This window comes from Pseudomonas sp. R38(2017) (genome assembly GCF_002112395.1).
Taxonomy (GTDB): domain Bacteria; phylum Pseudomonadota; class Gammaproteobacteria; order Pseudomonadales; family Pseudomonadaceae; genus Aquipseudomonas.
The window spans coordinates 30,194-57,021 of sequence record NZ_NEHN01000015.1; the positions used below are offsets into that span (position 1 = coordinate 30,194).

General features: G+C 61.2%; 27 protein-coding genes. 10 read left to right on the plus strand and 17 right to left on the minus strand.

Annotated features, from left to right (window positions below):
* Positions 1 to 24: 24 nt before the first annotated feature.
* From CAF87_RS28050 to CAF87_RS28065, 4 genes are all read left to right on the plus strand, one after another.
* Entirely contained in the window at positions 25 to 270 is a 246-nt protein-coding gene (locus tag CAF87_RS28050; RefSeq protein ID WP_085734015.1) for a hypothetical protein, read from the plus strand.
* A gap of 51 nt (positions 271 to 321) precedes the next feature.
* Positions 322 to 1,353, plus strand: coding sequence for an NAD(P)-dependent alcohol dehydrogenase (locus CAF87_RS28055; RefSeq protein WP_085734014.1), 1,032 nt, complete (start codon positions 322 to 324; stop codon positions 1,351 to 1,353).
* A gap of 150 nt (positions 1,354 to 1,503) precedes the next feature.
* On the plus strand, positions 1,504 to 2,691 hold the full coding sequence (locus CAF87_RS28060; RefSeq protein WP_085734013.1) for an MFS transporter: 1,188 nt from the start codon (positions 1,504 to 1,506) through the stop codon (positions 2,689 to 2,691).
* Between the two features lie 103 nt (positions 2,692 to 2,794).
* A complete protein-coding gene (locus CAF87_RS28065) occupies positions 2,795 to 3,682 on the plus strand; it encodes a LysR family transcriptional regulator (protein ID WP_085734012.1) in 888 nt (295 codons plus the stop codon).
* 2 nt (positions 3,683 to 3,684) lie between these two features.
* Here the strand turns inward: CAF87_RS28065 and CAF87_RS28070 are convergent, their stop codons facing one another.
* The 5 genes from CAF87_RS28070 to CAF87_RS28090 all read right to left on the minus strand — a co-directional run bounded on the left by CAF87_RS28070 (position 3,685) and on the right by CAF87_RS28090 (position 8,131).
* Positions 3,685 to 4,449: an ABC transporter permease gene (locus CAF87_RS28070; RefSeq protein ID WP_085734011.1), complete on the minus strand. Its 765-nt coding sequence runs from the start codon at positions 4,447 to 4,449 to the stop codon at positions 3,685 to 3,687.
* Positions 4,446 to 5,648, minus strand: coding sequence for an ABC transporter substrate-binding protein (locus CAF87_RS28075; protein WP_085734010.1), 1,203 nt, complete (start codon positions 5,646 to 5,648; stop codon positions 4,446 to 4,448). Before CAF87_RS28075 ends, CAF87_RS28070 begins: the two co-directional genes overlap by 4 nt.
* Positions 5,614 to 6,456 (minus strand): ABC transporter ATP-binding protein, encoded by an 843-nt coding sequence (locus tag CAF87_RS28080; RefSeq protein WP_085734009.1) that lies wholly within the window; start codon positions 6,454 to 6,456, stop codon positions 5,614 to 5,616. Before CAF87_RS28080 ends, CAF87_RS28075 begins: the two co-directional genes overlap by 35 nt.
* A complete protein-coding gene (locus tag CAF87_RS28085) occupies positions 6,453 to 7,523 on the minus strand; it encodes an acyl-CoA dehydrogenase family protein (protein ID WP_085734008.1) in 1,071 nt (356 codons plus the stop codon). The genes CAF87_RS28080 and CAF87_RS28085 overlap by 4 nt, the downstream gene beginning before the upstream one ends.
* A gap of 62 nt (positions 7,524 to 7,585) precedes the next feature.
* Complete coding sequence (locus CAF87_RS28090; RefSeq protein WP_085734007.1) at positions 7,586 to 8,131, minus strand: carboxymuconolactone decarboxylase family protein; 546 nt, start codon at positions 8,129 to 8,131, stop codon at positions 7,586 to 7,588.
* Between the two features lie 104 nt (positions 8,132 to 8,235).
* Between CAF87_RS28090 and CAF87_RS28095 the strand changes: the two genes are divergently transcribed.
* The 3 genes from CAF87_RS28095 to CAF87_RS28100 all read left to right on the plus strand — a co-directional run bounded on the left by CAF87_RS28095 (position 8,236) and on the right by CAF87_RS28100 (position 10,058).
* Positions 8,236 to 9,147, plus strand: a complete 912-nt coding sequence (locus CAF87_RS28095; RefSeq protein WP_085734006.1) for an AraC family transcriptional regulator — start codon at positions 8,236 to 8,238, stop codon at positions 9,145 to 9,147.
* A gap of 105 nt (positions 9,148 to 9,252) precedes the next feature.
* On the plus strand, positions 9,253 to 9,414 hold the full coding sequence (locus CAF87_RS29370) for a hypothetical protein (protein WP_170929559.1): 162 nt from the start codon (positions 9,253 to 9,255) through the stop codon (positions 9,412 to 9,414).
* 53 nt (positions 9,415 to 9,467) lie between these two features.
* Entirely contained in the window at positions 9,468 to 10,058 is a 591-nt protein-coding gene (locus CAF87_RS28100; RefSeq protein WP_170929571.1) for a helix-turn-helix domain-containing protein, read from the plus strand.
* Between the two features lie 66 nt (positions 10,059 to 10,124).
* Here CAF87_RS28100 and CAF87_RS29580 read toward each other — a convergent pair whose 3' ends face one another.
* Positions 10,125 to 10,634 carry a hypothetical protein gene (locus CAF87_RS29580; RefSeq protein ID WP_085734004.1) on the minus strand — a complete coding sequence of 170 codons (510 nt, stop codon included), beginning with the start codon at positions 10,632 to 10,634 and terminating at the stop codon, positions 10,125 to 10,127.
* A gap of 391 nt (positions 10,635 to 11,025) precedes the next feature.
* Here CAF87_RS29580 and CAF87_RS28110 point away from each other — a divergent pair, with 391 nt between their 5' ends.
* A complete protein-coding gene (locus CAF87_RS28110) occupies positions 11,026 to 11,487 on the plus strand; it encodes a DUF3574 domain-containing protein (protein WP_085734003.1) in 462 nt (153 codons plus the stop codon).
* Here CAF87_RS28110 and CAF87_RS28115 read toward each other — a convergent pair.
* From CAF87_RS28115 to CAF87_RS28145, 7 genes are all read right to left on the minus strand, one after another.
* On the minus strand, positions 11,484 to 12,848 hold the full coding sequence (locus CAF87_RS28115) for an APC family permease (protein WP_085734002.1): 1,365 nt from the start codon (positions 12,846 to 12,848) through the stop codon (positions 11,484 to 11,486). The genes CAF87_RS28110 and CAF87_RS28115 overlap by 4 nt on opposite strands.
* Positions 12,849 to 12,905: 57 nt before the next feature.
* Positions 12,906 to 15,293, minus strand: a complete 2,388-nt coding sequence (locus CAF87_RS28120) for a TonB-dependent siderophore receptor (protein ID WP_085734001.1) — start codon at positions 15,291 to 15,293, stop codon at positions 12,906 to 12,908.
* 390 nt (positions 15,294 to 15,683) lie between these two features.
* Positions 15,684 to 16,349 carry a sulfite oxidase-like oxidoreductase gene (locus CAF87_RS28125; RefSeq protein ID WP_085734000.1) on the minus strand — a complete coding sequence of 222 codons (666 nt, stop codon included), beginning with the start codon at positions 16,347 to 16,349 and terminating at the stop codon, positions 15,684 to 15,686.
* A 9-nt stretch (positions 16,350 to 16,358) separates the two neighbouring features.
* Positions 16,359 to 17,414 carry a substrate-binding domain-containing protein gene (locus CAF87_RS28130; RefSeq protein WP_085733999.1) on the minus strand — a complete coding sequence of 352 codons (1,056 nt, stop codon included), beginning with the start codon at positions 17,412 to 17,414 and terminating at the stop codon, positions 16,359 to 16,361.
* 31 nt (positions 17,415 to 17,445) lie between these two features.
* Positions 17,446 to 18,471 carry an ABC transporter permease gene (locus CAF87_RS28135; RefSeq protein WP_085733998.1) on the minus strand — a complete coding sequence of 342 codons (1,026 nt, stop codon included), beginning with the start codon at positions 18,469 to 18,471 and terminating at the stop codon, positions 17,446 to 17,448.
* Entirely contained in the window at positions 18,464 to 20,020 is a 1,557-nt protein-coding gene (locus CAF87_RS28140) for a sugar ABC transporter ATP-binding protein (protein ID WP_085733997.1), read from the minus strand. Before CAF87_RS28140 ends, CAF87_RS28135 begins: the two co-directional genes overlap by 8 nt.
* A gap of 242 nt (positions 20,021 to 20,262) precedes the next feature.
* A complete protein-coding gene (locus CAF87_RS28145) occupies positions 20,263 to 21,831 on the minus strand; it encodes a winged helix-turn-helix domain-containing protein (protein ID WP_085734041.1) in 1,569 nt (522 codons plus the stop codon).
* Positions 21,832 to 22,073: 242 nt separating this feature from the next.
* Here CAF87_RS28145 and CAF87_RS28150 point away from each other — a divergent pair, with 242 nt between their 5' ends.
* Both CAF87_RS28150 and CAF87_RS28155 read left to right on the plus strand, forming a co-directional pair.
* Positions 22,074 to 22,826, plus strand: coding sequence for an SDR family oxidoreductase (locus CAF87_RS28150; RefSeq protein WP_085733996.1), 753 nt, complete (start codon positions 22,074 to 22,076; stop codon positions 22,824 to 22,826).
* A gap of 43 nt (positions 22,827 to 22,869) precedes the next feature.
* Positions 22,870 to 23,283 (plus strand): cupin domain-containing protein, encoded by a 414-nt coding sequence (locus tag CAF87_RS28155; protein WP_085733995.1) that lies wholly within the window; start codon positions 22,870 to 22,872, stop codon positions 23,281 to 23,283.
* A gap of 15 nt (positions 23,284 to 23,298) precedes the next feature.
* Here the strand turns inward: CAF87_RS28155 and CAF87_RS28160 are convergent, their stop codons facing one another.
* Genes CAF87_RS28160 through CAF87_RS28175 form a run of 4 tightly spaced genes read right to left on the minus strand, consistent with a single transcriptional unit; the run spans position 23,299 to position 26,652 of the window.
* Positions 23,299 to 23,970: a methionine ABC transporter permease gene (locus tag CAF87_RS28160; protein WP_085733994.1), complete on the minus strand. Its 672-nt coding sequence runs from the start codon at positions 23,968 to 23,970 to the stop codon at positions 23,299 to 23,301.
* Positions 23,967 to 24,767 (minus strand): methionine ABC transporter ATP-binding protein, encoded by an 801-nt coding sequence (locus tag CAF87_RS28165; RefSeq protein ID WP_085733993.1) that lies wholly within the window; start codon positions 24,765 to 24,767, stop codon positions 23,967 to 23,969. Before CAF87_RS28165 ends, CAF87_RS28160 begins: the two co-directional genes overlap by 4 nt.
* Positions 24,764 to 25,573 carry a MetQ/NlpA family ABC transporter substrate-binding protein gene (locus tag CAF87_RS28170; protein ID WP_085733992.1) on the minus strand — a complete coding sequence of 270 codons (810 nt, stop codon included), beginning with the start codon at positions 25,571 to 25,573 and terminating at the stop codon, positions 24,764 to 24,766. The genes CAF87_RS28165 and CAF87_RS28170 overlap by 4 nt, the downstream gene beginning before the upstream one ends.
* Before the next feature lie 26 nt (positions 25,574 to 25,599).
* Positions 25,600 to 26,652, minus strand: coding sequence for an isopenicillin N synthase family oxygenase (locus CAF87_RS28175; protein ID WP_085733991.1), 1,053 nt, complete (start codon positions 26,650 to 26,652; stop codon positions 25,600 to 25,602).
* Positions 26,653 to 26,828 lie beyond the last annotated feature (176 nt).

The window sequence follows — 26,828 nt, forward strand, 5'->3', positions numbered from 1 at the left end:
AACGAAAACAAATGAGGATTTTCCGTGCGAACCTTTGATCTGATCCGCGATGCCGTCCTGCCCGAATTCCGCGACCGTGTAGCTGAATACCTCATCGAATACGAGACTGTGCTGGGTCAGGACGCGGCCGACTCCGAAACCGTGCGGGCCGTGGCCTATCAGTTACGTGGTTATCTGCGCGGGCTCAACACCACACGCGTGCTGGGCATGGCGGATTGGGAAGAACTGGACCGGCGCGTGCTGGACACCTGGATAGCGCCCGCTCGATGACACGCTAGACTCTTCAGGCTGCGTCCGCAGCGCCAGACTTGGAGGTGTCCTGTGAGCAATAACACCGAACCGACGACGTTCACCGGCTGGGCCGCCACCTCGGCCGGCGCTCCGCTGGAGCGTTACAGTTACGATCCCGGCCCGCTCGGGGATGAAGAAGTCGAAGTCGCCGTGGAATACTGCGGCGTCTGTCACTCCGACCAGTCGCTGATCGACAACGATTGGGGCATCAGCCAATACCCGTTCATTCCCGGTCACGAAGTGGTTGGCCGCATCGTGCGTGCAGGCCCGCAGGTCCGCGGCCTCGAAGTCGGCCAGCGGGTCGGCATCGGCTGGTACAAGGGCAGCTGCATGCATTGCTCTTCCTGCATGGGAGGCTCGCATCACCTTTGCGCCACGGCCAAACCCACGATCATCGGCAGTCACGGCGGGTTTGCCGACCGCCTGCGCACCCATTGGGCCTGGGCACTGCCACTGCCCAAAGACCTCGACCCGGCATTGGCCGGCCCGCTGTTCTGTGCAGGCTCCACAGTATTCAACCCGCTCGTCGAATTTGACATCAAACCCACGGACAGGGTGGGTGTCGTCGGGATCGGCGGCCTCGGCCATCTGGCACTGCGCTTCCTCAACGCCTGGGGTTGCGATGTCACAGCGTTCACCTCATCGCTGAGCAAACAGGATGAAGCCAAGCGCCTCGGCGCCCACAAGGTCGTCGCTTCCACCGACAGCAATGCCTTGAAAGCGATTGCCGGTACTCTGGACTTCCTGCTGATTACTGCCAATGCCAACCTCGACTGGACGGCCATGCTCGCCACCCTGCGGGGCAAAGGTCGGTTGCACTTCGTCGGCATCGTGCCCGATGCAATTCCGGTGCATGTATTCAACCTGATTCCCCAGCAGAAATCCTTGTCCGCCTCGCCGGTTGGATCGCCCGGCACGGCAGCGACCATGCTGGAGTTCTGCGCACGGCATCAAATCCTGCCGCAGGTCGAGGAATTCCCAATGAGCAAGGTCAATGAAGCTGTCGACCATCTACGCAGCGGCAAGGCGCGGTATCGGATTGTGTTGAACGCCAGCAAATGAACAAGGACGCGTGAGTCCAACACTCACGCGTCTTTTTTTGCCTTGCGAATGACCCATCAATATTTTTATACCTGCACAGCAAAAACAGAATTTCATTTATAGATACGCACACTCTAGCCTCTCGCCATCTTCCACTTGCGAGAGGCTCCCATGCCATTTGTCATCTACATCTTCACCCTCAGCGCCTTTGCCCTCGGGCTCGCTGAATTCGTACCGATCGGCCTGACCGGAGTCATGGCGCAAAGCCTTGGGGTCAACGTCGAGGCCACCGGCGCGAACATTACCGCCTATGCCTTGGGCGCTACCGTTGCCGCGCCGATTTTCAGTGCACTGACCGCCAGTTGGTCACGCAAGAACGTGATGCTCGCCACGGCGCTGGTGTTCAGTGCGGGCAGTCTGGCGGCAGCGTTTTCCAGCACCCTGACGTTGATGCTCGTCGCCCGCTTCATCGCCGGCATGGGCCATGGCCTGTTCCTGGCCGTGGCGTCGAGCACTGCTGCACGTCTGGCGGGACCCGGTCGGGCCGGCAGCGCTGTCGCCGTGGTGTTTGGTGGTTTTACCCTGGCCATGGCCATCGGCGTGCCGATCAGTACATATCTGGGTGGCGTAATGTCGTGGCGTCTGGTGCTGGCCGCCATCGCTGTGTTCGGTGCGATCGGCTTCTTCGGGCTGCTGGTCGGCATGCGCGACCCGTTGCCGACCGCCACCAACAGCGGCTCGGCAGTCGACAGCCTAAAAGCATTGTTCAACCGTAAACTGCTGGCCGGCGCGCTCGTCACCGTGCTCGGTTACGCCGGTTCGTTTGTGGCCTACACCTACATCGCTCCGGTGCTGACGGATGTCACCGGCACCACCTCGACCACCGTCGGCGTGTTCATGTTGCTGTACGGCGTGATGGCCGCCATCGGCAACGTGCTCGGCGGCAAACTCACCGATGCCTGGGGCGTCGACCGCGCCAGCGCCACGTTGATCGCCGGGATCGCCCTGGTCACCGCCGGCATGTGGGCGTTCTCCGGTTCGCCAGTGCTGATGGGGGTGCTGGTGGCTTTGCTGGGGATGTTCAGCTTCGCCGCCGTGCCGGCCTTGCAGGCACGACTGATCGGGATTGCCGAACAACACGCACCTCATGCCCACGGCGTCGCCGCAGGCTTGAACATTGCCGGTTTCAACTCCGGGATTGCCCTCGGTTCGGTCGCGGGTGGCGTGACCATCAGCCAGATCGGCCTGAGCTACGTCGGCCTCACCGGCGCTGTGGTTTCAGCACTTGGCCTGCTGCTGATTCTCGGCCAGATGTCGGCGAACTCCGCGCCGCGTTATCGCCCGGTCGATAACGCCTGACCGGTCTCGCCTCGAGAATCGCTGCAATGGCGATTTCCCGAGGCGAGCACATCGGTCGCCTGCCGTGGTAAAAACCAGATTCAGCCCCCGGACTTCCCCCCCCATGAGCCACCTCACTCACCTGCGAACCTTCCTTGAAGCCTACCGCGCCAAGTCGTTTTCCAAAGCTGCTGAACATCTGGGCATCACCCAGCCGGCGGCTTCGATGCATGTCCAGGCTGTGGAAGCGCTGGTGGGCAAACCACTGTTCCATCGCCTGCCGAGAGGCGTCGAACCGACCGACGCCGCAGATGAACTGGCCCGCTCGGTGGCGCCTTTTCTGGATGGACTGGAAAACAAGATCGCCTCGCTGCGCCCCGGGCTGCTCAAGGGCGGCACGATTCATCTGGTCGGGCCTTCGGACTTCATTCACTCGCAAGTCGCCGCCCGACTGGCGCCGCTGATGGACGAGGGTTTCCTTCTGCGCTTTCACACCGGCGCAAAAAAACGCATCTACGAGATGCTCGAATCAAAACAGATCGATTTTGCGATCACCGCTTCCCTGCCCGATGAGCAGACCCACGGTTTTGCCCATCTGCTGACCGAACGCATGCTGCTGGTCTACTCGCCGAGCCTGCTGGATCGACTGGGGAAACACCCGACCCAAGAACAATTGACGCAGGTGCCGCTGATTGCCTTCGACGAAGACCTGGCCCTGGTGCGTCCGCTGTGGTCGTCGATGTTCCAGATCGCCCCGCAACTACAAGCGGCGCTGACCATTCCGGACCTGCGGATCATCAAAGACCTGGCGCTCGGTGGCCACGGCTGGACAGTCCTGCCGGACTACCAGTGTGCCGAGGCGATTGCCGACGGCCGGCTGATTTCTCCGACCGTGCCCGGCGAAGCACCGGTCAACGTGTTGTATCTGGTGTGGCGCAAGAGCGCGTTGCAGAGTCCGAGCCTGGTGTATGTGCGCGATTATCTGCTGAACGCATTCTCGTCCACTCCCTGACCTCAGGCCGGTGCCCAGCGCCGGTGCAGTCCTCGAGCCAGCGCATCAAGGGCAAATCCGAGTACACCGATCATCAGCACCATCGCCATCAATTCCGAGTACGCCAACCGATCCCGCGTATCGAGAATGAAGTAGCCCAGCCCTGCGCTGACACCGAGCATTTCGCACGGCACCAGCACGATCCACAGAATCCCGATCGACAGCCGAACCCCGGTCAACACGTGGCCGAGCACGCCGGGCAGGATGACTTTGCGCAAGGTTTCCCAGCGCGTGGCACTGAGGCTGCGGCTCAATTGCAGCCAGCGTGGATCGAGCTGGCGTACCCCGGCGGCGGTGTTCAGCAGGATCGGCCAGATCGCGGCGAAGGTCAGCAGGAAATAGATCGGTTGATCGCCCACGCCCATCAGCATGACCACCACCGGCATCCACGACAGCGGCGAGATCATCCGCAGAAACTGAAAGGCTGGCGTGGTCGCCGACTCAAGATGCCGGTAACTGCCGATCATCAGTCCCAGCGGCACGCCAATCAGCAGGGCCAGCAGCAAGCCGACCATGATCCGTTTCAAACTGACCAGCACATGTTCGTAGAGCTCGGCCCGCCCCAATAACTCAACGAGGCTGACCAACGTCGCCTGCGGCGAAAACCGCGCCGCCAGACCATCGCCTCCACCGGCCAGATGCACCCCCAGCCACCACAGCAGCAACAACCCCAGCAATCCTACCGCGCCCAGCAACCCGTGGACGATGGGTGAACTCGACTTGCTCATCGGAGACTGAACTCCTCGCTGCGCTCAAAGCCTTCGGGCAAGCCGAACGCCTGCATCCCGCCGACCGCTGCAATGGCGTTGCGCACGAAGCGGTCGTCCACCAGATCCTTGGCCGTGTGCTGCGGGTCGAGGCTGGAGAGGAAGCCTTTGTCGCCCTCGATCAGCGTGTCCTTGAGGCGCTTGACCAGTTCTTCGGTGTAGCTGGGAAACGGGTACGGCTGAAAGTCGATGCGCTGCTCGTCCCAATGGCTGTGCTGGATCGCACCGCTGGCCAGGTATTGCTCGCGATCTGCGGCGTCTGGCGCCAGTACGCGGTTCAACACGGTCTGGGCATGGGGCGTGTAGCGGTTGTCGCCGTCCCGGGATAACAGCTTCGCGGCTTCGGCGCGGTTGTCGCGGGTCCAGAGTTGCGCCTTGACGATGGCGTTGACCACTTTCTGCGACCACTCGGGGCGGTTGTTCAGATCCTGCTCGTGCATGAACACCACGCAGCAGGCGTGATTGCGCCAGACGTCGCCGGTAAAACGCTGCACCCGCCCGACCTTGAGTTCTTCGGCCAGCGCATTGAACGGCTCGGCGACGATGTACCCGGCGATGCGTTTGCTGGCGAGTGCCGGCGGCATGTCCGAAGGTGGCAATACCAGCAGGTTGACCTCGTTGGCGGACAGCACAGCGTTCGCCGGTTTGCTCACTGGCTGCAACCCGTGATCGCGGAACAGTTGCTGTACCACCACGTTGTGGATCGAGTACCAGAACGGAATCGCCACCGACTGCCCGCCCAGTTGCCTGACTTCGGTGATCTCCGGCGCCACGGTCAGGCCGGAGCCGCCGACATGGTTCCAGGCCACAACCTTGGCCGGCACCTTACTGCCGTAACGGGCCCAGACTGTCATTGGCGACAGCAGGTGAATTACGTTGACCTGCCCCGACAGGAACGCCTCGATCACCTGCGCCCAACTGCGCAACAGCACCGGGCGCTCGGCCTGGATGCCTTCGGCTTCGAACAGCCCATTGTTGTGCGCCACCAGCAATGGCGTGGCGTCCGTGATCGGCAGGTAGCCGATGCGCACCGGCGCATTCGGCTCCGACGCAGCCCGGGCATTGAGGCTGTTGAGCAGCGGCAGTGCGCCGCCTGCGGTCAGTAAGGCGCTGAGTTTGAGGAAGTCACGACGTGTGTGAGTGAAGTCGTCCAGGCACATGATCAATCTCCGACGGTTCGGGCAAAGGTTGGGTAAGTGGATTGCGGCTCGCCCGCCGAAGGGTTTTGAGGATATCGATACGCAGTGCACCCAGTTCGTCCACCAGCTCGGCGCGGGGCTGAGGCAGGTCGACGCGCCATTCGCCGAGGATCCGCGCCGGGCTGTTACCCAGTAGCAGAATCCGCTCGGAAAGCAGCAGGGCTTCGTCAATGTCGTGAGTGATCAGCAGCGCTGCAGTGTTGTGCTCGGCGATCAGTTGCAGCAACAGCTGTTGCATGTCGGCGCGGGTGATTTCATCCAGCGCACCGAACGGTTCGTCGAGCAACAGAACTTGCGGCTGCCGTGCCAGGCACCGGGCCAGTGCGGTGCGCTGGGCCATGCCGCCGGACAACTGCGCCGGGTGAAACTGCCGGGCATGTTCCAGGCCGACAGCGGCGATGGCGTGGTCGACCCGTGCCTTGCGCTGCTCGGCACTCAGGTGCGGTTGACGGGCGAAGTCGAGGCCGAACGCCACGTTCTTTTCCAGCGTCAGCCAGGGCAACAGGCTCGGGTCTTGAAACGCCACCGCCACCCGTGGATGCGGACCGCTCAGCGGTTCACCGAGCACGCTGACGCTGCCGTGCTGCGCCGGTTGCAACCCCGCCAGCACCCGCAACAGACTGGACTTGCCGACGCCGCTGGGGCCGAGGATCGACACCACTTCACCCGGCTGCAACTGCAAGTCGAACGCCTCCAGCACCGTGTGCCAGCCTTCGGCGCGCGGATAGCCGAGACTGATGTCGCGGGCATGCAGCAACGGCTGAGTCATACCGCCGCTTCCCGTTTCTGCCGTTGCAGTTCGGCGCGCAACTGCACCAGGCTCGGCGTGACGATGGGCACGAATGCCGACTCGCGCCAGCGCCGGGCGAACCCGCTGCCGTGTTCGGTCAGATAGGCTTTGCCGCCACTGGCCTGCAACTCCAGATGCACAGCGCTGGCCGCCGATTCGGCAAGGGCAATGCGCAGTTGAAACAACGCAGCGGGCCTTGCCAGGAAGCGGCCATCGAGCAGGCCCTGTTTGAGTTGCTCCACCGTTTGTTGCAACTGTTCGCGCTGTTCGTGCAGCGGCTCCAGCAGGATCGAGCGACCGTCCTGCAAATGGCTTTGCACTTCGCTCAAGGCGCGCCGTGCCAGACCAATGGCCAGACCACATTGCAAGCCGAGAAACGCCGGACGCACCGCCGGCAGAAACGCCCGCGCATCGTCATGCAACAACCACTCGCGACCGACCTGCACCTGGGCAAAATCGATGGCCGCGGTGTTGCTCGACTGCAAGCCCATCAGTTGCAGATCCGCCGAACGCAACACGCCTGAGGCCTCGCCGGGAATCGCCAGGACAAACGGTGAGCCGCCCTCCTCGTGCTCAATCGCAGCGGCGACGACAAACCCGCTTTTGCGCAGATTGGTCACCCAATGCAACCGACCGTCGAGGCTCCAGCCGTTGCCTTCGGTGCGAGCGCGCACTTGCAGGGCTTCGATGCCTGAGAGGAATTTCATCGCGTTCGACAGCCCAGTCGCGCCGGCCAGTTCTCCGCTGATCAACGAGGGCAACAGCCGCTCGCGCAGTGCCACGTTCGGGCTCTGCAGCAGGTATTCGATAAACGCCCGCTGGCCCCAGAACACAAAAGCCGCTGCCAGCGAATGGCTGGCCACTTCGGCCAGCACTTCCACGGCGTCGCTGATGTCGCCGCCGCTGCCGCCCAATGACGGACTGATACCGACTCGCAGCACATCGGCCGCCGCCAGTTGTGTCAGCACTTGCTGCGGATCGCTTTCGCCCAGGTCCAGGGCCTGGGCGTGAGTGTCCAGCCATTGACTCAATGCCGGATCGAGCATGTCGTTTCTCTCCTTGTACGCAGCGTCAACCATAGACCACGCTGCCTGAATCGATCCGCCGGTCACGCGCGGTACGGCGCCAGCTCCGGGTTGAGCGGCGTATCGGCGAACACGTTGGCGAAGTTGCACAGGGTCGCCAGGCTCACGCCGAGAATCACTTCCAGCGCGTTGCCTTCGGTGTAACCGGCGGCCTTGAACTGGTTGTAGGTCTGCTCACTGACGTTGCCACGGGTGGCGATAACTTCACGGGTGAACGCCGCCAGCGTCTCAAGCTTTTGCTCGGGAACGGTCACCCGCTCGCGCAAGGCGCTGACCACTTCCTGCGGCAGTTTTGCCTTGTTGAGTGCAACGGCGGTATGACCTGCGACACAGAAATCGCATCCATGATTAGTCGCGGCGATCAATTGCACCACTTCGCGCTCGGCCAGGCTCAACCCGGCCTTGCCATTGAGCGCCGATACCGTAACGTAGGTTTCCAGCGCGGCCGGCGCGTTGGCCAGAACGGCCAGCAGGTTCGGAATGAAACCGGAATTCTTCTGCGCATTCTCAAGAAACGGCCGGGCCGCTTCGGGCGCGCTTTGCAAGGTGTGTAGTGTGACGCGTGACATGGGCTGGACTCCTGTAGTCGGGGTGTCTGGCCAGTCTGTTGGTTATAAGAATTCCGATCCATATTCTAAAGTAGCGATTACTTGCTCCTGAGTGTTTCCATTAGATGATTTCGCCCAGCCCACTGGTTGATTGGTTATTAGAGAGCCTCGAACTCGACGCCAGCCTGTTTCACGTCGGACGCTATTGCGGCGCCTGGCACGCCAGCACGCATGGCCTGGCGCGGGCCAGTTTTCACCTCATCGTTCAGGGCCATTGCTGGCTACACATCGAGGGCGAGACTCAGGCCTTACGCCTGAATGCCGGCGATGCGGTGTTCCTGCTGCGCGACCTCAACTATCGGCTATCCAGCGCTGAAGACTCAGGCATCGCGCGGACCTTGCCGCGCATGACCATGACGGCTCTGGACAGCCAGGCAGTGGATGGCGTCGGGCTGGTCTGTGGGTTCTTCCACTTCAAGTCGGGGCTGTCGTCGCTGATCATCGAAGGCCTGCCGCACTGGATCGTCCTGCGACCGGGAGATCCTTCTTCCAGTGCGGCGCGGGCCTTGTTCGAGTTGATCCTGGAAGAATGCGAACGCCAGCCGACGCCCTCTTCGGCGCTGCTGGAGCGGCTGAGTCATCTGCTGTTTCTGTATGTGCTGCGCCAGCAGATGGCCGACAACCCGTCACTCGGCGGTCTGGTAGCGCTGGCGCGCAATCCGCAATTCGCGCCGCTGCTGGACCGACTGATCGAGCAACCGCAACTGCCGTGGTCACTGGAAAGCATGGCGGCCTGCATCGGACTCTCACGCTCGGCGTTTTTCAAACGCTTCAACGAACTCGCAGGCCAGTCGCCAGGACAGGTATTGCTGGCACTGCGCATCCGCCATGCCTGCCAGTTGCTGAAGAACAATCACACGGTCGAGCAGGCTTGCGCTGCCGTGGGCTATCAATCGATTGCCGCGTTCACACGGGCGTTTGCCAAGTCGGTGGGGGTGCAACCGGGGGCTTATCGCAAACAGCATGAGGGGCGCTGATTAAATAACTTAAAAGAATTAATAAATACAAAATCAGTATTTATAGTTATAAAAATATCGGCGTACTCTCAGTTCATCCCGTCATTGATCACAGTGAAGTGCGCCATGAATCCAACCGACAACCTGATCGACTTCGCCGCCTACCGCAAACGCCGTCAAGCCCAGCAACGGGCTCGGGCCATGTGGGAAATGTATGCGCGCAACGCCGGCTACCAGGCTTTTCAGTGGGTGCAGGCCGCTCGTTCCGACGAGCCGCGTCAAGCGTGAACGCACGTGAACCCTCGCGCTTTCTGGCGAGCGCCGACGAACCCGTGCTGGATCTGAACAACCTCGAATCACTGGAAGAAGACCCGATCTGCGAGCGCGTCGCGCAGAACCTGCAACGCCTGCGTGGCAAGCGGCATCTGTCGCTGGATGCCCTCGCCCGCCAGTGCGGCGTGAGCCGGGCGATGCTGGCGCAGATCGAGTCCGGCCGCAGCGTGCCGTCGATCAAGGTTCTGTGCAAAATTGCCAAAGGCTTGAAGGTGTCGGTAGCAGCGTTTCTGGAGCACCGCGCATTCGAAGGTGTGGCCGTTTTGTCGGCGAGGCAGAGCAAGCGACTGGTCAGTGCCAATGGTGCGTTCGTCAGTCGTGCACTGTTCCCCTTCGACATGGCGCGCCAATCGGAATTCTACGAATTGCGTCTGAGCCCGCTGGGCGAGGACCACTGCGACGGCCACGCCCCCGGTGTGCAGGAAAATCTGGTGGTGGCCCAGGGCGTACTGGAAATCAGCGTCAACGACGAGCGCTATCTGCTTTCGACTGGCGACTCGATCCTGTTTTACGCCGACCAGCCCCACCGTTATCGCAACCCTGCCGACAGTGAAGCAGTGGCGTATCTGGTGGTGACCTACCCCGAACGCCTGGACTGACAAACAGACAGACAGCAAAAAGCCCGACCGGGATCATCCCGGTCGGGCTTTTTCATGCCTAAAGAATCAGCAGGTGCAGCACATCATCGGCATGCCGTTGCAGCTCATCATCATGGGCATGCTGCAATCGTTCATCATTTTCATCATCAAGGCACAGCAGTTTTTCATCATGTCCATGTTCATGCCCGGCATCGGCATGATCTTGCACATCATGCTGTCAGCCATCATGGTGCATTCCATCACGCACTTCATCGATGGCATCGGCATGCTCATCATCGGCATTGGCATCATCATGTTCATCATCGGCATGGCCATGGCCGCCGGGGACATGCACATCATGCTCATGTTGCCGCAATGCATCATCATCGGCATGCCGCAGTCCATCATCATCTGCATCATTTCAGCGCTGTTCTTGAACATGGCCATGTCCATGCCAGCGGCCGGCATCATCTTGCACATCATGCCGTCGTCCTTCATTTCGCAGGACATGGTTGCCATCATCATCGGCATGCCTGTCATCGGCATCATTGGCATGTTGGCATTCATCGGCATTGGCATCTGCATGGCGTTCATCATGGTGAAGCTCCCTGAGGATTCAAGAACTGAATGAGAAGTTGATGGAACGGATTCTAAGGGTTGGAAAATCCGCAACAAGCTGTCCATCGAACAGCAAAAAGAGCTGTTCAAACGCTTCAAGTGCAGCGTTCCGTGCGACTTGAACCGTTGCAGCATCAGATCAGAAGCAATGACAGATCCGGAAAATGCGTCAGCAGTTTTTTGCATGTCATAGATATTCGATCCAACACCAAGCAAATAACTCAAAGAAATAATCGTTCTAACCAGCGGGCATTATTTTTACCTTGCCTGCTTATTCCATTAGTGCAACAGCGATTCACTTTTTAATCTTTTATCGCTATTAACCGCCCCCTCTATAATTCGGGACAGTTCTTAACAATAAGGAAGTTCCATGCCGCAACGTTTTCTATTGGCAGCACTGTTTCTGGCGATCGCCGGGTGTGCCAGCCCTTCTCCGGTTTCCGTGCATACCAAAGATCCCGTCAGTTCCACCCTGCAAGGCGACGCCACGCGGCCGGCGCAGGCGCAGTGGGTGCGCACCGAGTTGTACTTCTCGGTGGGGCCGCTGGAAGGCAAGGACAGTGTGGTGAGCCCGGCGCGCTGGCGTGAGTTTCTCGATCAGGAAGTGACGTCGCGGTTCCCGGACGGCTTCACCGTGTTCGACGCTTATGGACAGTGGAAGGATCACGGCGCGAAAGTGCCCGAACGGCTTGCGACCAAGGTCATCGTTATCCTGCACGAAAGCAGCCCGAAGCGTGAGAGCGACATCGAGGCGATTCGCTTGGCGTACAAGCGCATTACGGGTGATTTGTCGGTATTGCGTTTGTCTCAGCCGGCGGCGGTATCGTTCTAATCGGTGGTGTGTTGAAGAGCCTGCCGAGGTGTCGACACCAGGCGGCTCAATCCGGCCAGCAACAACGCGCCAACCACCAACACCCCGATCCCCAAAAATGCCCCCACCCCCACCACCGTCACGCTGGAATACAGCATGTACAAGCACAACCCAAAAAACAGCAGCGGCAGCAGCGGATAAAGCGGCACCCTGACCGGCCGGGGCACCTCGGGAAAGCGCCGCCGCAGAATAATCAACGCCAGGCTGCTCAAACTCAGGAACAACCAGTACACCGGCGTCAGGTACTCGACCATGGTATTGAAACCGCTTTGAGTAAAACTGCCGAACAGCACCAGCAACAACGCCACCGCCCCTTCCGCCAGCAACGCCTTGCGCGGTACGCCATCACGCTCGTCCCATTCACCGAAGCGGTGCAATTGCGGCACATCGCGGGCGGCGGCGTAGGTAGTGCGGGCGCCGACCAGCAAGGTCGAGTTGATGGTAGCGATAGCCGCGATACCGACCATCAGCAGAATCAGTAGCACGCCGGGGGCCCCAAAGGCGCGGTTCAACAGTTCCACCGCCGGCGCATTGCTTGCTGCCAGGCCTTCGAATCCAAGACCTTGGACGAACGCCCAATTCAGCGCCAGATAGATCGCCATCAGCACCGTCAGTGCACCGAGCATGGCGATGAAAATGCCGCGTCGACCATCGCGCACTTCGGCGGACAAAGTCGCCGCATCGCTCCAGCCGCCGAACGCCAGAAACACGAAGATCATCGCCGCAGAAAACCCTGTCGCGCCCGTGTGTTCGGGCACGACCGGATCGCCGGACAGCGTTGGTTCGATCCCTTGCCACGCCAGCCAGACCCCGGCACTGGCGATGCTCAGAAAGCCTACGGAAAGCAGCCCGACCAACACAGACTGAGTAATGAAACCAATGCGTTTGCCCGTCAGATTCAGCAGCATCAACGCGGCGATGATCGCACCGGCAAACACCCCCGATCCGTAATGCCCCAACGGTACGACCGCATTGAAGTAGTCGGCAAACATGAATGCCGACAACGCGATCCACCCGGTGTGCATCACCGAAAATCGCGACCAGGCAAACAGGAAACCCATGCGCTCTCCATAAGCGGTGCGCAGGAAATGATAGTCACCGCCCGGATGCGGAAACGCGGTCGCCATCTCGGCAAAGCACAAGGCCCCGGCCATCGACGCCAGTGCGCCGAGTACCCAGACCCAATAGAAATGTTCAGGCCCGACGTTCAAGGCAACGGTCGGCGCGGTTTTGAGAATGTCGGTGGTGATGACCATGCCGAGCGTGATCAGCAACGCCTGAAACACCGGCAGATGGCGTTGGGGGCCGTTGGTTTTGCTCATGGTTCATCCTGCATGCTTCAATCCTGCATAGGGGTCCGCCATCCATGGCGGCAAGGCTCAGAAGCCGTAAGTGGCGGTGGCGTAGTAATAAGCGCCGTTGGTGCCGATCGGCGACAGCACGTCGTACGGCAGGTTGCCACCGTAGTTGATGGCCGAGCCGGAGCGTTCCGGGTAGTTGTCGGTCAGGTTGTTGCCGCCCAGGGCGATGCTGAATTTCGGGGTGATTTTGTAGGTCACCTCGGCGTCCAGTTGCCACACCGCGCCGTAGGTTTGTTCAGGCTGCGAGTCGCCAAAATCGAACACCCGAGTGGTCTCGCCCTGACGGGTCAGACGGCCGAGCAGGCCCCAGTGCTCGCTGGCCCAGTTGGCGGAGAACACGAAGCGATCCTTGGGCGCGGCGTCGGTCAGGGTATTGCGTTCCTCGACGCCGACCAGCGCGTCGTTGCCGATCCCCAGTGCGGTCAGTTGCGACGGCGTGCCTTTGGTACTGGTGACCTTGGTGTGGTTGTAGGTGTACGCGGTGGTCAGGCCCAGTTGCCCTTCGTAGAACGGCTGATGATAGTTGAGCACCAGTTCGGCACCGTCGGTGCGGGTGTCGGCGGCGTTGGTGAAAAAGTTGACGTCGTGGACGCCCGGCACGCCGAAATTGTCGTTGATGTAGTTTTCCAGCGCGTCGCTGCCGATGCGCTGGGACAGAGTGATGCGGTCTTTGACGTCGATGCGGAACACGTCGAGCGACGCATCGAAGCGTTCGTTCAACTGGAACGTCAGGCCGAGGCTGAAGTTCTTCGAGGTCTCCGGATCGAGTTTCTCCGCGCCCAATGCGCGGGCAATCGGGTCATTGACCGACAGCACACGGATGTCGGTGAGCGTGCCACCGTCGCCGAAGTTGCTGGTGGTGTGCTGGAAACCGCTCTGAGCCAGCGATGGCGCGCGGAAGTTGTTCGACACCGCACCGCGCAACGCCCATTGATCGGTCAACTTGTAGCGACCGCTGAGCTTGCCGGTGAGTTTACTGCCGGCGTCGTCGTAATGTTCCCAGCGCGTGGCGGCGTCGACGAAAAAGCGGTCGGTGAGATCACCGGACAATTCGGCGTAGGTGCCGAACACGTTGCGATCCAGATCCGACTCTTCACTCGGGCGCAGACCGTTGGCGCCATCGGCCCCGGAGCCAATCCAGGAGGCCTCGTCCCCGGCAAACGTCAGGTAGTTCTCGTAGCGATACTCACCGCCCACCGCCAGCACAAACGAGCGACCGCCGAGGCGCAGTTCGCGACTGAAATCCAGGTTGGCCGTGGTCTGGCGCAACTCATAATCACCCGTGTCGAAGCGGGTCGGCGAGTCCGCGCCGAGGCTGACGTTGAGGGTGCGACGGGTCGCTGATTCGAAACGGTTGCGACCATGGGTCAGGCTGCTGTCGAAGTCCCAGTTCTCACCGATCAGGCCTTTGAAACCGGCGGTGGCAGAAATGTCGGTGTTGTCGCCAAGGGATTGCGGCAGGTAGCCATTGGGGTAGAACTGCGGTTGCTCGGACGGGTAACGATAGAACTCGGCGCCGGTGGTGTGGCGCTGGTTGTAGGTGCCGAAGCTGTAGGCCTTGCCCCCGGCCAGCGGCAATTCGCCGTTGAACCAGGCGTTGACGTCTCGCGCCACGCCATCGCCCATCACGTAGTTGCGCTGGCCTGGGGTATCGGCAAAACCGTCGAACCCGGCACGGTTGGTCGGATTGCGATCCTTGTACTCGGTACCGCCGCGAATGAAACCGCCCTCCTCGCCCAGCCGCGTACCGATCTTGGCGGTGGTCACGCTGTTCTGGCCATCGGTGGTGGTTTTGCCAATAGCGTCCTGATGGGTGTGGTAGGCGCCGTAGCTGGTGGAGACTTCGCCGCCTTCCGGCGCGTCGTCGAGGATGATATTGATGACCCCGGCAATCGCGTCCGAGCCGTACTGCGCCCCCGCGCCGTCGCGCAGTACTTCAATGCGTTTGATCGCGCTGATCGGGATCGAGTTGAAATCCACCGGCGCCGTGCCGCGACCGATTTTCGACGAGTCATTGACCACTGCCGAGGTGTGGCGGCGCTTGCCGTTGACCAGCACCAGCACTTGATCCGGGCTCATGCCACGCAGTTGAGCGGCGCGCACGTGGTCGGCACCGCCGGAGTTGGACTGACGCGGAAAACTGAACGACGGCAACAGCGTCTGCAATGCCTGGCCCAGCTCGCCGCCACTGGCGCCGGCGGTCTTCAGGTCCTCGGCGGTCAACACATCCACCGGCACCGGCGAATCCAGCACCGTGCGCGCGGTGCCCCGGGTCCCGGTGACCAGCACGGTACCCAGCCGTGTGTCATCGTCGACGCGCGCGGAAGTCTCTTCGGCTTGCGCAGGAAGTTGCCAGATTGCACTGACAACAGCGATGGCGAGTAATGAACGCGAACGGTGAATCATGCGACAGCTCCTTGAATCGCAGTTAATAACCGGCCGCTGCCGAATCATGAAGTGTCGGCAATCAGTGCACGGCAATTTCTGCTGTAGTTTTGATATACAGAAAGGTAGCGAAGTGCGTTGAACAACTATCGACTGTTAGAGCGCAAGAACCCCAAAGTTAGTAGAACCCCCTGTTTACCGATGCTAGACGAGCGGTCGCCTGCCGCAAAAGAACCAATAACGCTTAGGTTATACCCGACGAACGGAGTGTTGTCCGAGCAACACTTGTGTTGACCAAACAACATGAGCACCCAACTAACGAATAACTAATCACGCACAAAAAAAACGCACTCCACGTTGTTGTAGAGAACGTTATTTATCTGTGTTTTTCCGGTGCGAAGTTAAATGTCGTCAGTCGAAGTCCTTTTCCCGCCAGGCATCTTCGGCAATGTCCAACGCATCGCCGCTGAAACGCTGTTCAATGAATGGATCGGCGTGCAAATGAAAGCCGTTGCGCTCCCAGAAGCCCGGGTGTTCCCGATCGACGAATTCGAGCCCGCGCAGCCATTTCGCGCTCTTCCAGAAGTACCGCCCCGCCACTACCAGACGCAGTGGCCAACCATGTTGCGCGGTCAGCGGCTGACCGTCGTAATGGGTGGCCAGCAAGCTCTCCGGGTGCAACAGGTCATCGAGACGCAGGTTGGTCTGGTAATCGTGATCGGCATTAGCCATGACGAAGGTCGACGTCGGGCGGATGTCCAGGGTCTGCAACAGGTCTTGCAGGTGCACCCCGCTCCAGCGGGTGTCGAACTTCGACCAGCGTGTCACGCAATGAATGTCGCATTGCAACGAGCGTTGTGGCAGCGCTTGCAGATCGGTGTAGCTCAGCTCGACCGGGTTGGCCATGGCGCCGAACAGACGCAGCGACCACGTCGCCAGGTCATACGCTGGCACCTCGCCTTCGTGCAGGATCGGAAAACGCTCCGTCAGCACCTGCCCCGGTGGCAGCCGTTCGCCCAGCGCCACATCGGCTTTTGGCGAACGGCTCTTGCGCAGGCGCGCAGCCTTGTCGTGCATGTCGGCTCCTCAGTTCGCCACGGGAATCCACGGTGCCCGCGCGACATTGGCGGAGTCACCGAACGCCGGCAGCTTCTGCCCCAGGTCCCGCACGTTTTTCACGTCCAGATCCAGCAGCTGCTGACGGGTGATCAGGGTCGGCGGCACCAGCACCTTGTGCCCCGGATTTTCCCCGGCGATCAGCATCGCCAGACTGCGCACACTGATCGCCCCGGCCACTTGTGGATTGACCGCGGCGGTGGCGGCCCAGGCGCTGTCCGGCTCTTTCATGATCTGGATGTCGGCGGTGGAAATATCGGCGCTGTAGATCTTCACCTTGCGGCTCAGACCGGCCTCGTCCACGGCGATCTTCGCGCCTTTGGCGAACTCGTCGAACGGCGCGAAGATCACGCTGATCCCCGGATTGGCCCGCAGCACGGCGCTGGCCTGATCGGCCACCGAATTGGCAATCGGCGGATTGAGCGTGCCGAAGCGCGCCTTTTCGATGATCCCCGGATTACTCGTCTTGACCTGGCGCCAGATCTCGTCGCGGCGCTCCATCGGTGTGAAGCCGCTGATGTAGACATACCCGGCGTCGAAGCGGGTGCCGTTGTCCTTCACCGCTTGATCGAGTGCCAGACGCGCCAGTGCGTGGTGGTCCTGCTCGACCTGAGTTACCTGCGGCGTGTTCAGATCGACGTCGAAGGCAACGACCTTGATGCCTTTGGCGAGTGCCCGGTCGATCGGGCCTTTGAGGGTTTCCGCTAGCCCCAACTGGACGATGATGCCGTCGACGCCAAGGTCGGCGGCCTGATCGATCATTTCACCCTGACTGGCTGCCTGTTGCCGCGCGTCGAACACCCGCAGGTTGGCGCCCAGCGCTTCGGTCTGTTTCTCCACGCCGCGCAGATAGGCTTCAGGGAAATCCCCGGAAAATAAATAGCCCACCAGCGCGATCTGGACCTGCCCCTTGTCGAACGGTGCCGGTGCCCCCGGCAAGGCCTTGGCCTGCGCATTGAGGGCCAGGGCCGAGAGCAACGCCCCCGCGAGGCAATGACGTGCGAACTGCTTGATTGAACCGTGCATGGATCTTTCCTTGAAGCATCAATGAACCGGCTCAGCGCGCCCGATGCGCGAGGCCGAAGGTGAACATCAGGGCCAGCACCAGTACCAGTCCCTTGACGAAATCCTGCGCGTAATACGGCGCGTTGAGCATGGTCAGGCCGTTGAGCAACGAGGCCACCAGCAATGCGCCGACCAGCGTACCGAACGCGTTGGGCTTCTTCGCCCCGAGCACGGCAAAACCGATCAGCGCAGCGCCCAGCGCGTCGAGCACCAGGCCATTGCCGGAGCTGACGTCACCGCGTCCCAACCGCGCCGCCAGCAACAAACCACCGAGCGATGCCAGCAGCGCCGAGAGCACGTAAGCGAGCAACTTGAAGCGTTGCACCGGCGCACCAGCCAGACGCGCCGCCTGCTCGTTACCGCCAATCGCATAGAACAACCGACCGATACGCGTGCGTTCGAGAAACAGCCACACCGCTACCGCGACAACCGCCGTTATCAACACCGGAATCGGCACAACGTCCCAAAGCCGCCCGCGCCCAAGCGCGAGAAACAGCGCACTGAACGCGCCCTCGGCTTCATCGCCATTGGGCAGGGTCATGCCCACCGCAATCGAGCGTCCGCCCGTGGGAATCAGTTGCACACCGATCACAAGAAACATGCTGCCGAGCGTCGCGAGAATGTCCGGCACGCGCATCTTCACGATCAGCCAGCCGTTGAGCAGCCCGACCAGCGCACCGCCCGCGAGGCTGATCAGCACTGCCGGCACCGCGCCCCAGCCGAGCACCACCATCACGTAACTGGCAATCATCAGACTCATGGCCGCCACCGCACCGATCGACAGATCCAGCCCGCCGACAGCCATGGTCAGCGTCACGCCCAACGCCAGCAGCGCAACAATCGACACCGACTGCAGGATGCTGAACAGGTTGCCGACCCGCAGGAACGCCGGTTCCGCGACACTGAAAAACACCACGATCAATGCCAGCACCCACAGCAGGCCGTAGCGAATCAGCGCCTGCACGAAGCGCTCGGATGTCGCCGGGACGGATGACAACAGGGAACTCGAATCAGGCACTCGCTCTACTCCTTGGCGCGGCTTGAACAAAAGAACTTTGCGGATCGGTGCCGGCTAACGCGGCAACCAGGGTGGAGCGATCCAGGCCGGCACGCGGGTATTCGGCGACCACCGCGTGATCGCGTACCAGCAGAATCCGGTCAGCGATCTCCAGGGCTTCATCGACATCCGAACAGATCACCAGCGTCGCGCGAACGTTGGCGCTATCGCGCAGCAACTGACCGATCTCGCGTCGGGCACGGACATCAACGCCCTGAAACGGCTCATCGAGAATCAACACCCTGCCCTCGCCGAGTAGCCAGCGACCGAGCACGACCTTCTGTTGATTGCCGCCGGACAACGCACTCATCGGCACATCGATGCCGGCGGTCTTGATTCCCAGCGCCGCGACTTGCGCCTCCACCGCCGTCGCCTCGGCTCGGTTGCGGATGAAACCGCCACGGGTGAAGCGTTCGAGAAACGGCAAGGTCAGGGTTCGGCGCAATGAAAAATCCGGCACCAACGATTGACTGGCGCGGTCTTCGGCGACGAAGAACACGCCGCTCTGGATCGCCTGTCGGGGCGAGCCCGGTTGCCAGTCGAGGCCGTCCAGTTGCAGAGAGCCGGACAACGGATTGCGCAGACCGAACAGCACTTCGGCGATTTCGCTTTTGCCGGCGCCGAGCAATCCAGTCAGCACCACTACTTCGCCATCGTGAAGGGTCAGGTTAAAGGCACGGGTGCGCGGCAGCAGCTTCACGTCGCGCAGCTTCAGCACTTCGCGTCCCGCTGCTCGCGACGTGTAAACATGCGCCTCCAGCGCCTGACCGAGCATGGCTTCCAGCGCCTGAGGCAATTGCCGGGCACTGAATTCGCCGGCCAGTTGCCCGTCACGCAGGACGATGGCGCGATCCGCCACCCGTTGCAGATCCGACAGGCGATGGGAGATATAAATGATCGCCACGCCCCGGCTGCGCAGCGTGTCGATCAGGCCGAACAGGCGCTGCGCTTCGGCATCCGAGAGCGCCGCCGTGGGCTCATCGAGAATCAGCAACCGTGGCTGCAGGGCGAAAGCGCGGGCCAGCACCACCAGTTGCCGTTCGGCCTGGCCGAGATGTTCGATCGGTTGTTCCAGCGGCAACACCAGACCGAGCCCGGCGGCGATGTTCGCGGCGCGCTCCAGCAGGCGTTTGCGGTTGAGCCAGAAGTCGCCGTCCGGCCGGCACAGTTCATCGAGCAGCAGGTTTTCCGCCACGCTCAATCCGGGCGCGATGCCCTCGTTGATCTGTTGATGAACCGCAACGATGCCGACCCGCCGCGCGGACAACGGCGAGTTGAATTGCCGGGGCTGACCATCGACCTGAATCTCGCCACTGTCGGCCGACTGACTGCCGGCGAGGATCTTTACCAGCGTCGATTTGCCCGCACCGTTGGCGCCGAGCAGCGCCACCACTTCGGCGGGAAAAATCTCCAGGCTGACCCGATCCAGCGCGCGGTTCGAGCCAAAGGTCTTGCTCAGGTCACGTACACGAATCAGCGGCTCGCAAGCCACGGCGACAGGCGCACTCATACAAATCCTTAAAGTCGATGGGCCAGATTGTGGCGCCCATCAGCAAGAAAATTCTGCAGAGCCTTTGATCGATTCAGCGCGTGCCGTCATGGCAATCGAGGGTTCTATTATTTGAAAGTCTGATTGGTGAGTCAGTAAAAGCTAAACGATCTTAAAAACAACAAACAAATACCGTTTTGGTATTAGCTTAGGCCCGGTACAGCCGTGCTGTCCGCGGGATCGGAATAGGTGCAATCAAGCAATCACTCCGGCAACCCCGCCAGTCGAAGCCCTTCAATGAACCGGACAAAATCCTCGGGCCGTTGAATCGGCAGCCAGTCCTTGAGGTGGCCCAGGCGCAACGCCGGGTTCAGCGTCTGCAAGCGCTGCATCGCCCAGCGGGCTTTATCCGGACGCCCGCCCAGCGCGTGGCTGGCCGCCACCAGCGCCGCCCCCACCAACAGCGTCGGCAGGTTGCCCAAGGCTTTTTCGGCGAAATCTGCCGAGGCCTCGAAGTCCCCGGCGAAGTAATGCGCCAGGGCCATGCCGACGTGCATTCTGAACATTTCCGGATCCAGCGGGCTCAAGCGAGCGGCATGGTTCAAGTCCTTGATGGCGGACGCGGTTTCACCGCGAAGCGCACGCAGGATTCCACCAAGAAACCACGCGGGTGCGAGATTGGGATTGAGCAGGCGCGCGCGGTCGAGCAAGGCGATGCCGGCGTCCACATCACCGGCCAGGTGCGCAAGCGCATGTCCACCCCGCGTCAACGCCACCGCGTCATCGCGCCCCAGCGTGACCGCCAGACGCGCCAGACGAATGCCTTCGGCGATCTCGGCCGGCCGATCCGTCATCCAGCCATTGAGCTTGCGCCAGAAGTGACACCAGGCGGCCATGCCATAGGCCGATGCGAATTCCGGATCGAGTTCGAGGGTCTTGTAGAACATCGGCAGCGCTTGCTCGATGGCCTCCTGGGTACCGTTGTGAAGCTTTGCCATGGCGCGCAGGTAGTAATCGTAGGCATCCAGGCTTTCCGTCGGCTTGCGTTTGGCGCGCTCGATCTCCGCGCGTTCCAGTTGTGGCGCAATGGCCCCGACGACACTTTCGGTGATTTGATCCTGTAGCTTGAAGATGTCGTCGAGGGTGCCTTCGAAACGCTCGGCCCAGATGTGCGCGCCGTTCGTGGCGTCGATCAGTTGCCCGGTGATGCGCACCCGGTTTCCGCATTTGCGCACGCTGCCTTCCAGCACATAGCGCACGCCCAGTTCCTGCCCGACCCCCTGGGCATCCACCGTGCGCCCCTTGAACGTGAAGCTCGAATTGCGTGCGATGACGAACAACCAGCGCAAACGCGACAAGGCCGCGATGATGTCCTCCACAACGCCGTCGGCAAAGTAGTCCTGTTCGGGATCGCCGCTCAGATTATAGAAAGGCAGGACGGTGATCGAGGGTTTGTCCGGCAGCACCAGTGCGTGGGGCGCTGCAGTTGAGCCCTCGTCGGTTTCAGGCACCGGCTCGGTCATATCGGCACTGACCCGGCCAATGAAACGATAGCCCTTGCGGGCGACCGTGCGCAGCAGACGCTGCTCATCGCCGGTATCACCGATGGCCTTGCGCACGGCGTTGATGTGGCTGGTGATCGTCGATTCGGAAACGATGCGCCCGCTCCATACCGTGCCGAGCAACTCGTCCTTGCTCAACACGCGTTCGGGGTTGCTGACGAACAGCAGCAACAGATCGAAGACCTGCGGGCCGACGGACACGACCTGCCCGCGCAAGGTCAGCTCGCGACGCTCCTGATCAAGTACATAGTCTTCAAACGTGAATGGCACAGCGAACGTCCCTTTGCGACGCGCCTTCAACTCCGTGTTCCCGGCGGCAGGTGGTGAGAAGTCGAGAACGATAATACGCCTGACTTGAACACGCCACTGCGTCCATTGCGGGGTGCTGGCTGGACAAAAATGCAAGGGGTCGACAAGGCAAACCCAAGGTCGCCGCAAGGACTTCGCTCCTTCGCATCGGCAATCTCTATCCCACCGACGCCAATAGTTGGCGTCATCGAGGAGAGAGACCCATGAAGATCGTCGTTATCGGAGGCTCCGGCCTCATCGGCTCGAAACTGGTGCCCCTTCTTCGCGAGCGCGGCCATGACGTACTCGCCGCCAGCCCCAGCACGGGCGTCAACAGCATCACCCGCGAAGGACTGGCAGCCGCCATGGACGGTACCGATGTGGTGGTCGACGTGGCCAATGCTCCGTCGTGGGAGGATCAAGCCGTCCTCGATTTTTTCGAGACCTCGAGCCGTAACCTGCTGGCGGCCGAGGCGGCTGCCGGGGTGCGTCATCATGTTGCACTGTCGATTGTCGGGTGTGAGCGCTTGCCCGAGGCCGGCTATATGCGCGCCAAGGTAGCCCAGGAAAACCTGATCAAGGCGTCCGGCATGCCTTACTCGATCCTGCGGGCCACGCAGTTTTTCGAATTTGTCGGCGGCATCGCTGAGTCCTTTGCTGTCGCCGATGAACTTCATGTGCCACCAGCGCTAATTCAGCCGATTGCTTCTGATGACGTGGTGGCGGCGCTGGTAGACATCGTCCTGGCCGCTCCGCTCAACGGCTCAGTGGATGTCGGCGGGCCTGAAGCGCTGCCGCTGGACGAACTGGTCCGACGCTTTCTGCAAGCGAGCCAGGATAACCGCAAGGTAGTGCCGGACGTGCACGCGCGCTACTACGGGACGTTGCTCGACGATCAATCGCTGGTCACCGGCAAGCACTCGCGTCTGGGGGCCATCCGTTTTGAAGACTGGATTGCTCGGTCGACCGCGCGATAGTCATTCGCGCCATTCCCTTCCCTGTCTGCCAAGGAGACAAATCATGGTTATCCGATTTTTGCTGACTGCCCTATTCGCAGCGCTGTCGATCAGCGCCGTGTCGGCCGCCGAGCCACCCGCCGGCAAGGTCTCGGTAGTCTTTGATCGGCCGATTCCCAACATCCCCGGCAAAAGCATGAGAGGCGTGGTCGTCGAATACGGGCCGGGAGCGGCATCACCGTCCCACACCCATCCGAAAACCGCCTTCATCTACGCCACGGTTCTGGAAGGCTCATTCCGCATAAAAGTAAAAGGCGAGCCGGAGAAGATCTACCACGTCGGCGAAAACTTCGTCGAGGAGCCGGGCTCCGTGCATCTGGTGAGTGCCAACGCCAGCGACACCCAGCCCGCGCGCCTGCTGGCGGTGTTCGTGCTCGACACCGACGAAACGGTGCTCGTCACGCCCCTCAAAAAGTAAACCAGCAACCGACACTCAGCGTCGATGAGCCAGCGATCGCACCAGCCGATCGCCCAGGCTCTGCACGCCCTGGACGAGGATGACCAGCACCACCACAGTGGCGACCATCACTTCATTGTTGAACCGCTGATAGCCGTAACGGATGGCCAGATCGCCGAGCCCGCCGCCACCGATGACCCCGGCCATGGAGGAAAAACCGATCAGCATCACCAGCGTCAGGGTCACGCCCGCCAGCAGGGCCGGCAGCGCTTCGGGCAATAGCACTTTGAAAATCACATGACGGATGTCGCCGCCCATGGCGAGGATCGCTTCGATGCGACCCTTTTCCACTTCGTCCAGGGCGTTCTCGACGATCCGTGCAAAAAACGGAAAGGCACCGATGGTGATCGGTACCACGGCGGCGGTGCTGCCCAACGTGGTGCCAACCACCAGACGGGTCAGCGGGATCAGGGCAATCAGCATCACCACAAACGGCAGCGAACGCCCGAGGTTGATGATCGCGCCCAGTGCCTGATTGATCCGGGGCAACGGGTACAGACCCTGACGGCGACTGATGAACAGCAACACCCCCAGCGGCAGGCCGATCAACAGCGTGAACAGCCCGGCGAGCAGCACCATGTACAGGGTTTCGCCGGTGGCGTTGAGCACCAGTTGCAGGATTTCATTCCAGTCGATCACGCGGTTCATGAGTGGGCCGCCCGTACGCCGTATTGCCGTAGAAAACTCAGACCCGGTGCGTCGTGTCCCAACGGCAATCCGCAACTGGGCCTCAGCGAGGCACCGAGCGCGGAATCCGGAGTCGCCAGCAATCTGGTGACCGATCCCGCCTCCACCAATCGTCCATTGGCCAACGACGCGGCGTGATCGCAGATCGAACGCACCACGTCGAGTTCATGAGTGATCAGTACGATGGTCAGTCCGAGCTGGCGATTGATGTCACGCAGCAGCTCCAGAATCGAAGCCGTAGTTTCCGGGTCGAGGGCGCTGGTCGCTTCGTCCGACAGTAGATACGCCGGACGCGCCGCCAAGGCCCGGGCGATGCCCACCCGCTGTTTCTGCCCACCAGACAATTGCGAAGGAAAGGCTTCGGCCTTGTCGCTCAGACCCACCAGATCAAGCAGTTCCCGAACCCTTTCATGACGCTGTGGTTTGGCAACTTTGGCGATTTCCAGCGGTACCGCAACGTTGTCGAACACGTTGCGCGAATGCAGCAGATTGAAGCCTTGGAAGATCATGCCGATGCGCTGACGCTGACGACGCAGTTCGCTATCGGACAGCGCGGTGAGGTCTTCGCCGTCCAGCATTATCCGCCCGGAGTCCGGGCGTTCGAGCAGATTGAGGCAGCGAAGCAGCGTCGATTTCCCCGCGCCGCTACGCCCGAGAATCCCGTAGATCGCTCCATCGGGAATACTCAGCGACACCCGATCCAACGCCGGTGTTGGCGATGACAGATAGGTTTTGCTCAACTGCTCGACGACGATCATGGCTTGGCGTCCGCTACCGGAATAACCGAGCCCTTGAAGTTCTCGGCGATGTACTTGGCCACTTGCGGCGAAGTCAGGTCCTTGGCCAGTTGCTGGATACGCGGATCGCTCTCCAGTTTCGGCGTCGTCACCAGAATGTTGGCATAAGGGTTGTGCTCAGCCTTCTCCAGCCCCAGCGCATCCCTGGCCGGCACCAGCCCGGCTTCCAGCGCGTAGTTGCCGTTGATCACCGCCAGGTCCACGTCATCCAGTGCGCGGGGCAGTTGCGGCGATTCGATTTCAAGGATCTTCAGGTGTTTCGGGTTTTCGGCGATGTCCTTGGGCGTTGCCTGATCGGCCGCCGGGTCATTGAAGCCGGGCTTGAGTTTAATCAGGCCGTTGTCCTGCAACAGGTACAACGCGCGGCTCAGGTTGGTGACGTTGTTCGGCACGGCGACGGTGCCTTTGTCCGGCACTTGGGCGAAGGTTTTGTGGCGATGGGAGTAAATGCCCAACGGTTCGATGTGCACCGTCGCGGCCACTGCGAGTTTCTCGCCAAGGGCCTTTTCCTGGGATTGCAGGTACGGCAGATGCTGGAAGTAGTTGGCGTCCACATCGCCGTGTACCAGCAGCTCGTTGGAGTTCACGCCCTGCGGGATTTCGATCACCTTGAGGTTCAGTTGCGGATCAAGCTTCTGGATGTACGCCAGAATCTGCGCGTGGGGCACCGGGTCGGCGGCAACGCGCAATGGCTCCAGCGCTTGAGCGCTGAACGAAGTCACCAGCGCGCCGAGGACGGCCAGGGTCAAACCTGCTGTTTTCAACATGAGAGAATCCTTTAGCGAGTGATGGATCAGGCGTTTGCGGTCTTGCGAGCCGCTGGTTCGGGCAGCAAGGCGTCGGCATAGAACCGACGCGCCACATCAGGGTGCGAACGCAGCCGGCCCTTGAGGTAATTCCAGCCGACATCGCGGAACAGCGGATTGAGCGGATCACTCGCCGGGCCCCGTGCTTCACGCAGCAACACCGCCGGCAGCGGGTACAGCGGCACCACCGCGTCGAGTTGCGCACCGAGGAAAAACGCGATGGACAAGCGCTCGCTCCCCGCCGGCGGCGAGACCACGCGATGCACCGTGGCACGCAGATAGCCGTTGGTTGCCAGTTCCAGCAACTCGCCGATGTTGACCACCAGCGTGTTGTCCCGTGGCAACGCATCGATCCAGCGCCCCTCTTCGATCTCCACTTGCAGACCGGCCTGCTGGTCTTGCAGCAGGAAACTGAGGAAACCCGAATCCTTGTGCGCGCCGACGCCCTGATTGCTCGCCGTCGAGGACTGCCCCGGATAGCGCATCAGCTTGATGTGTTCGTTGGGTTTGTCGCCGTACAACCGGTCGAAGGCGTTCTCCGGCAGCGCGAGTGCCTGGGCGAAAGCGCGCAGCAGGCGCAAAGACATTTGGGTCATTGCTTGCTGCCAATCGAGCAGCAATGGTTTGAGTTGCGGCAACGCTTCGGGCCATTGATTGGGCCCTTGCAGACGCGCCCACAGCGGACTGTCGGCCGTCAGCGGCAAGACCTCACGCTCGGCACCCAGATCGAACTGTTCACGTTGATCCGGCTGGCCGCGAGTGATCTCCGAAGCTGCGCGGTTGTAACCGCGAAAATGCGGCGAATTGATCATCCCGACAGCGGCTTTTTCACTGTCAGGCAAGGCGAAAAACTGGCGGGCGTGATCCTGAACCTGCTTGAGAAGATTGGCGTCGATGCCATGGCCGGTCAGGTAGAAAAACCCGACGTCCCGTGCGGCGTGACGCAACTCATCGAGAAAGGCCTGGCGCTGCTGCGGCGTACCGTCGAGCTGCGACAGGTCAAGGGTCGGTAATGCGGTGATGTCCAAGGTATGCGGCATGATTCACTCCCGTGTGAATCAAACCTGAAGAGCCTGTGATCGATTCAGCGTGTGCCGTCATGGCAATCGGGGGTCTGTCGGTTTGATGCTTTTGATTCATCTGTGAATCAAAACTAAACGATATATAAAAATCCGAACAAATATCTTTTTTGCATTAGCTTAGGCCAGTCTATCGG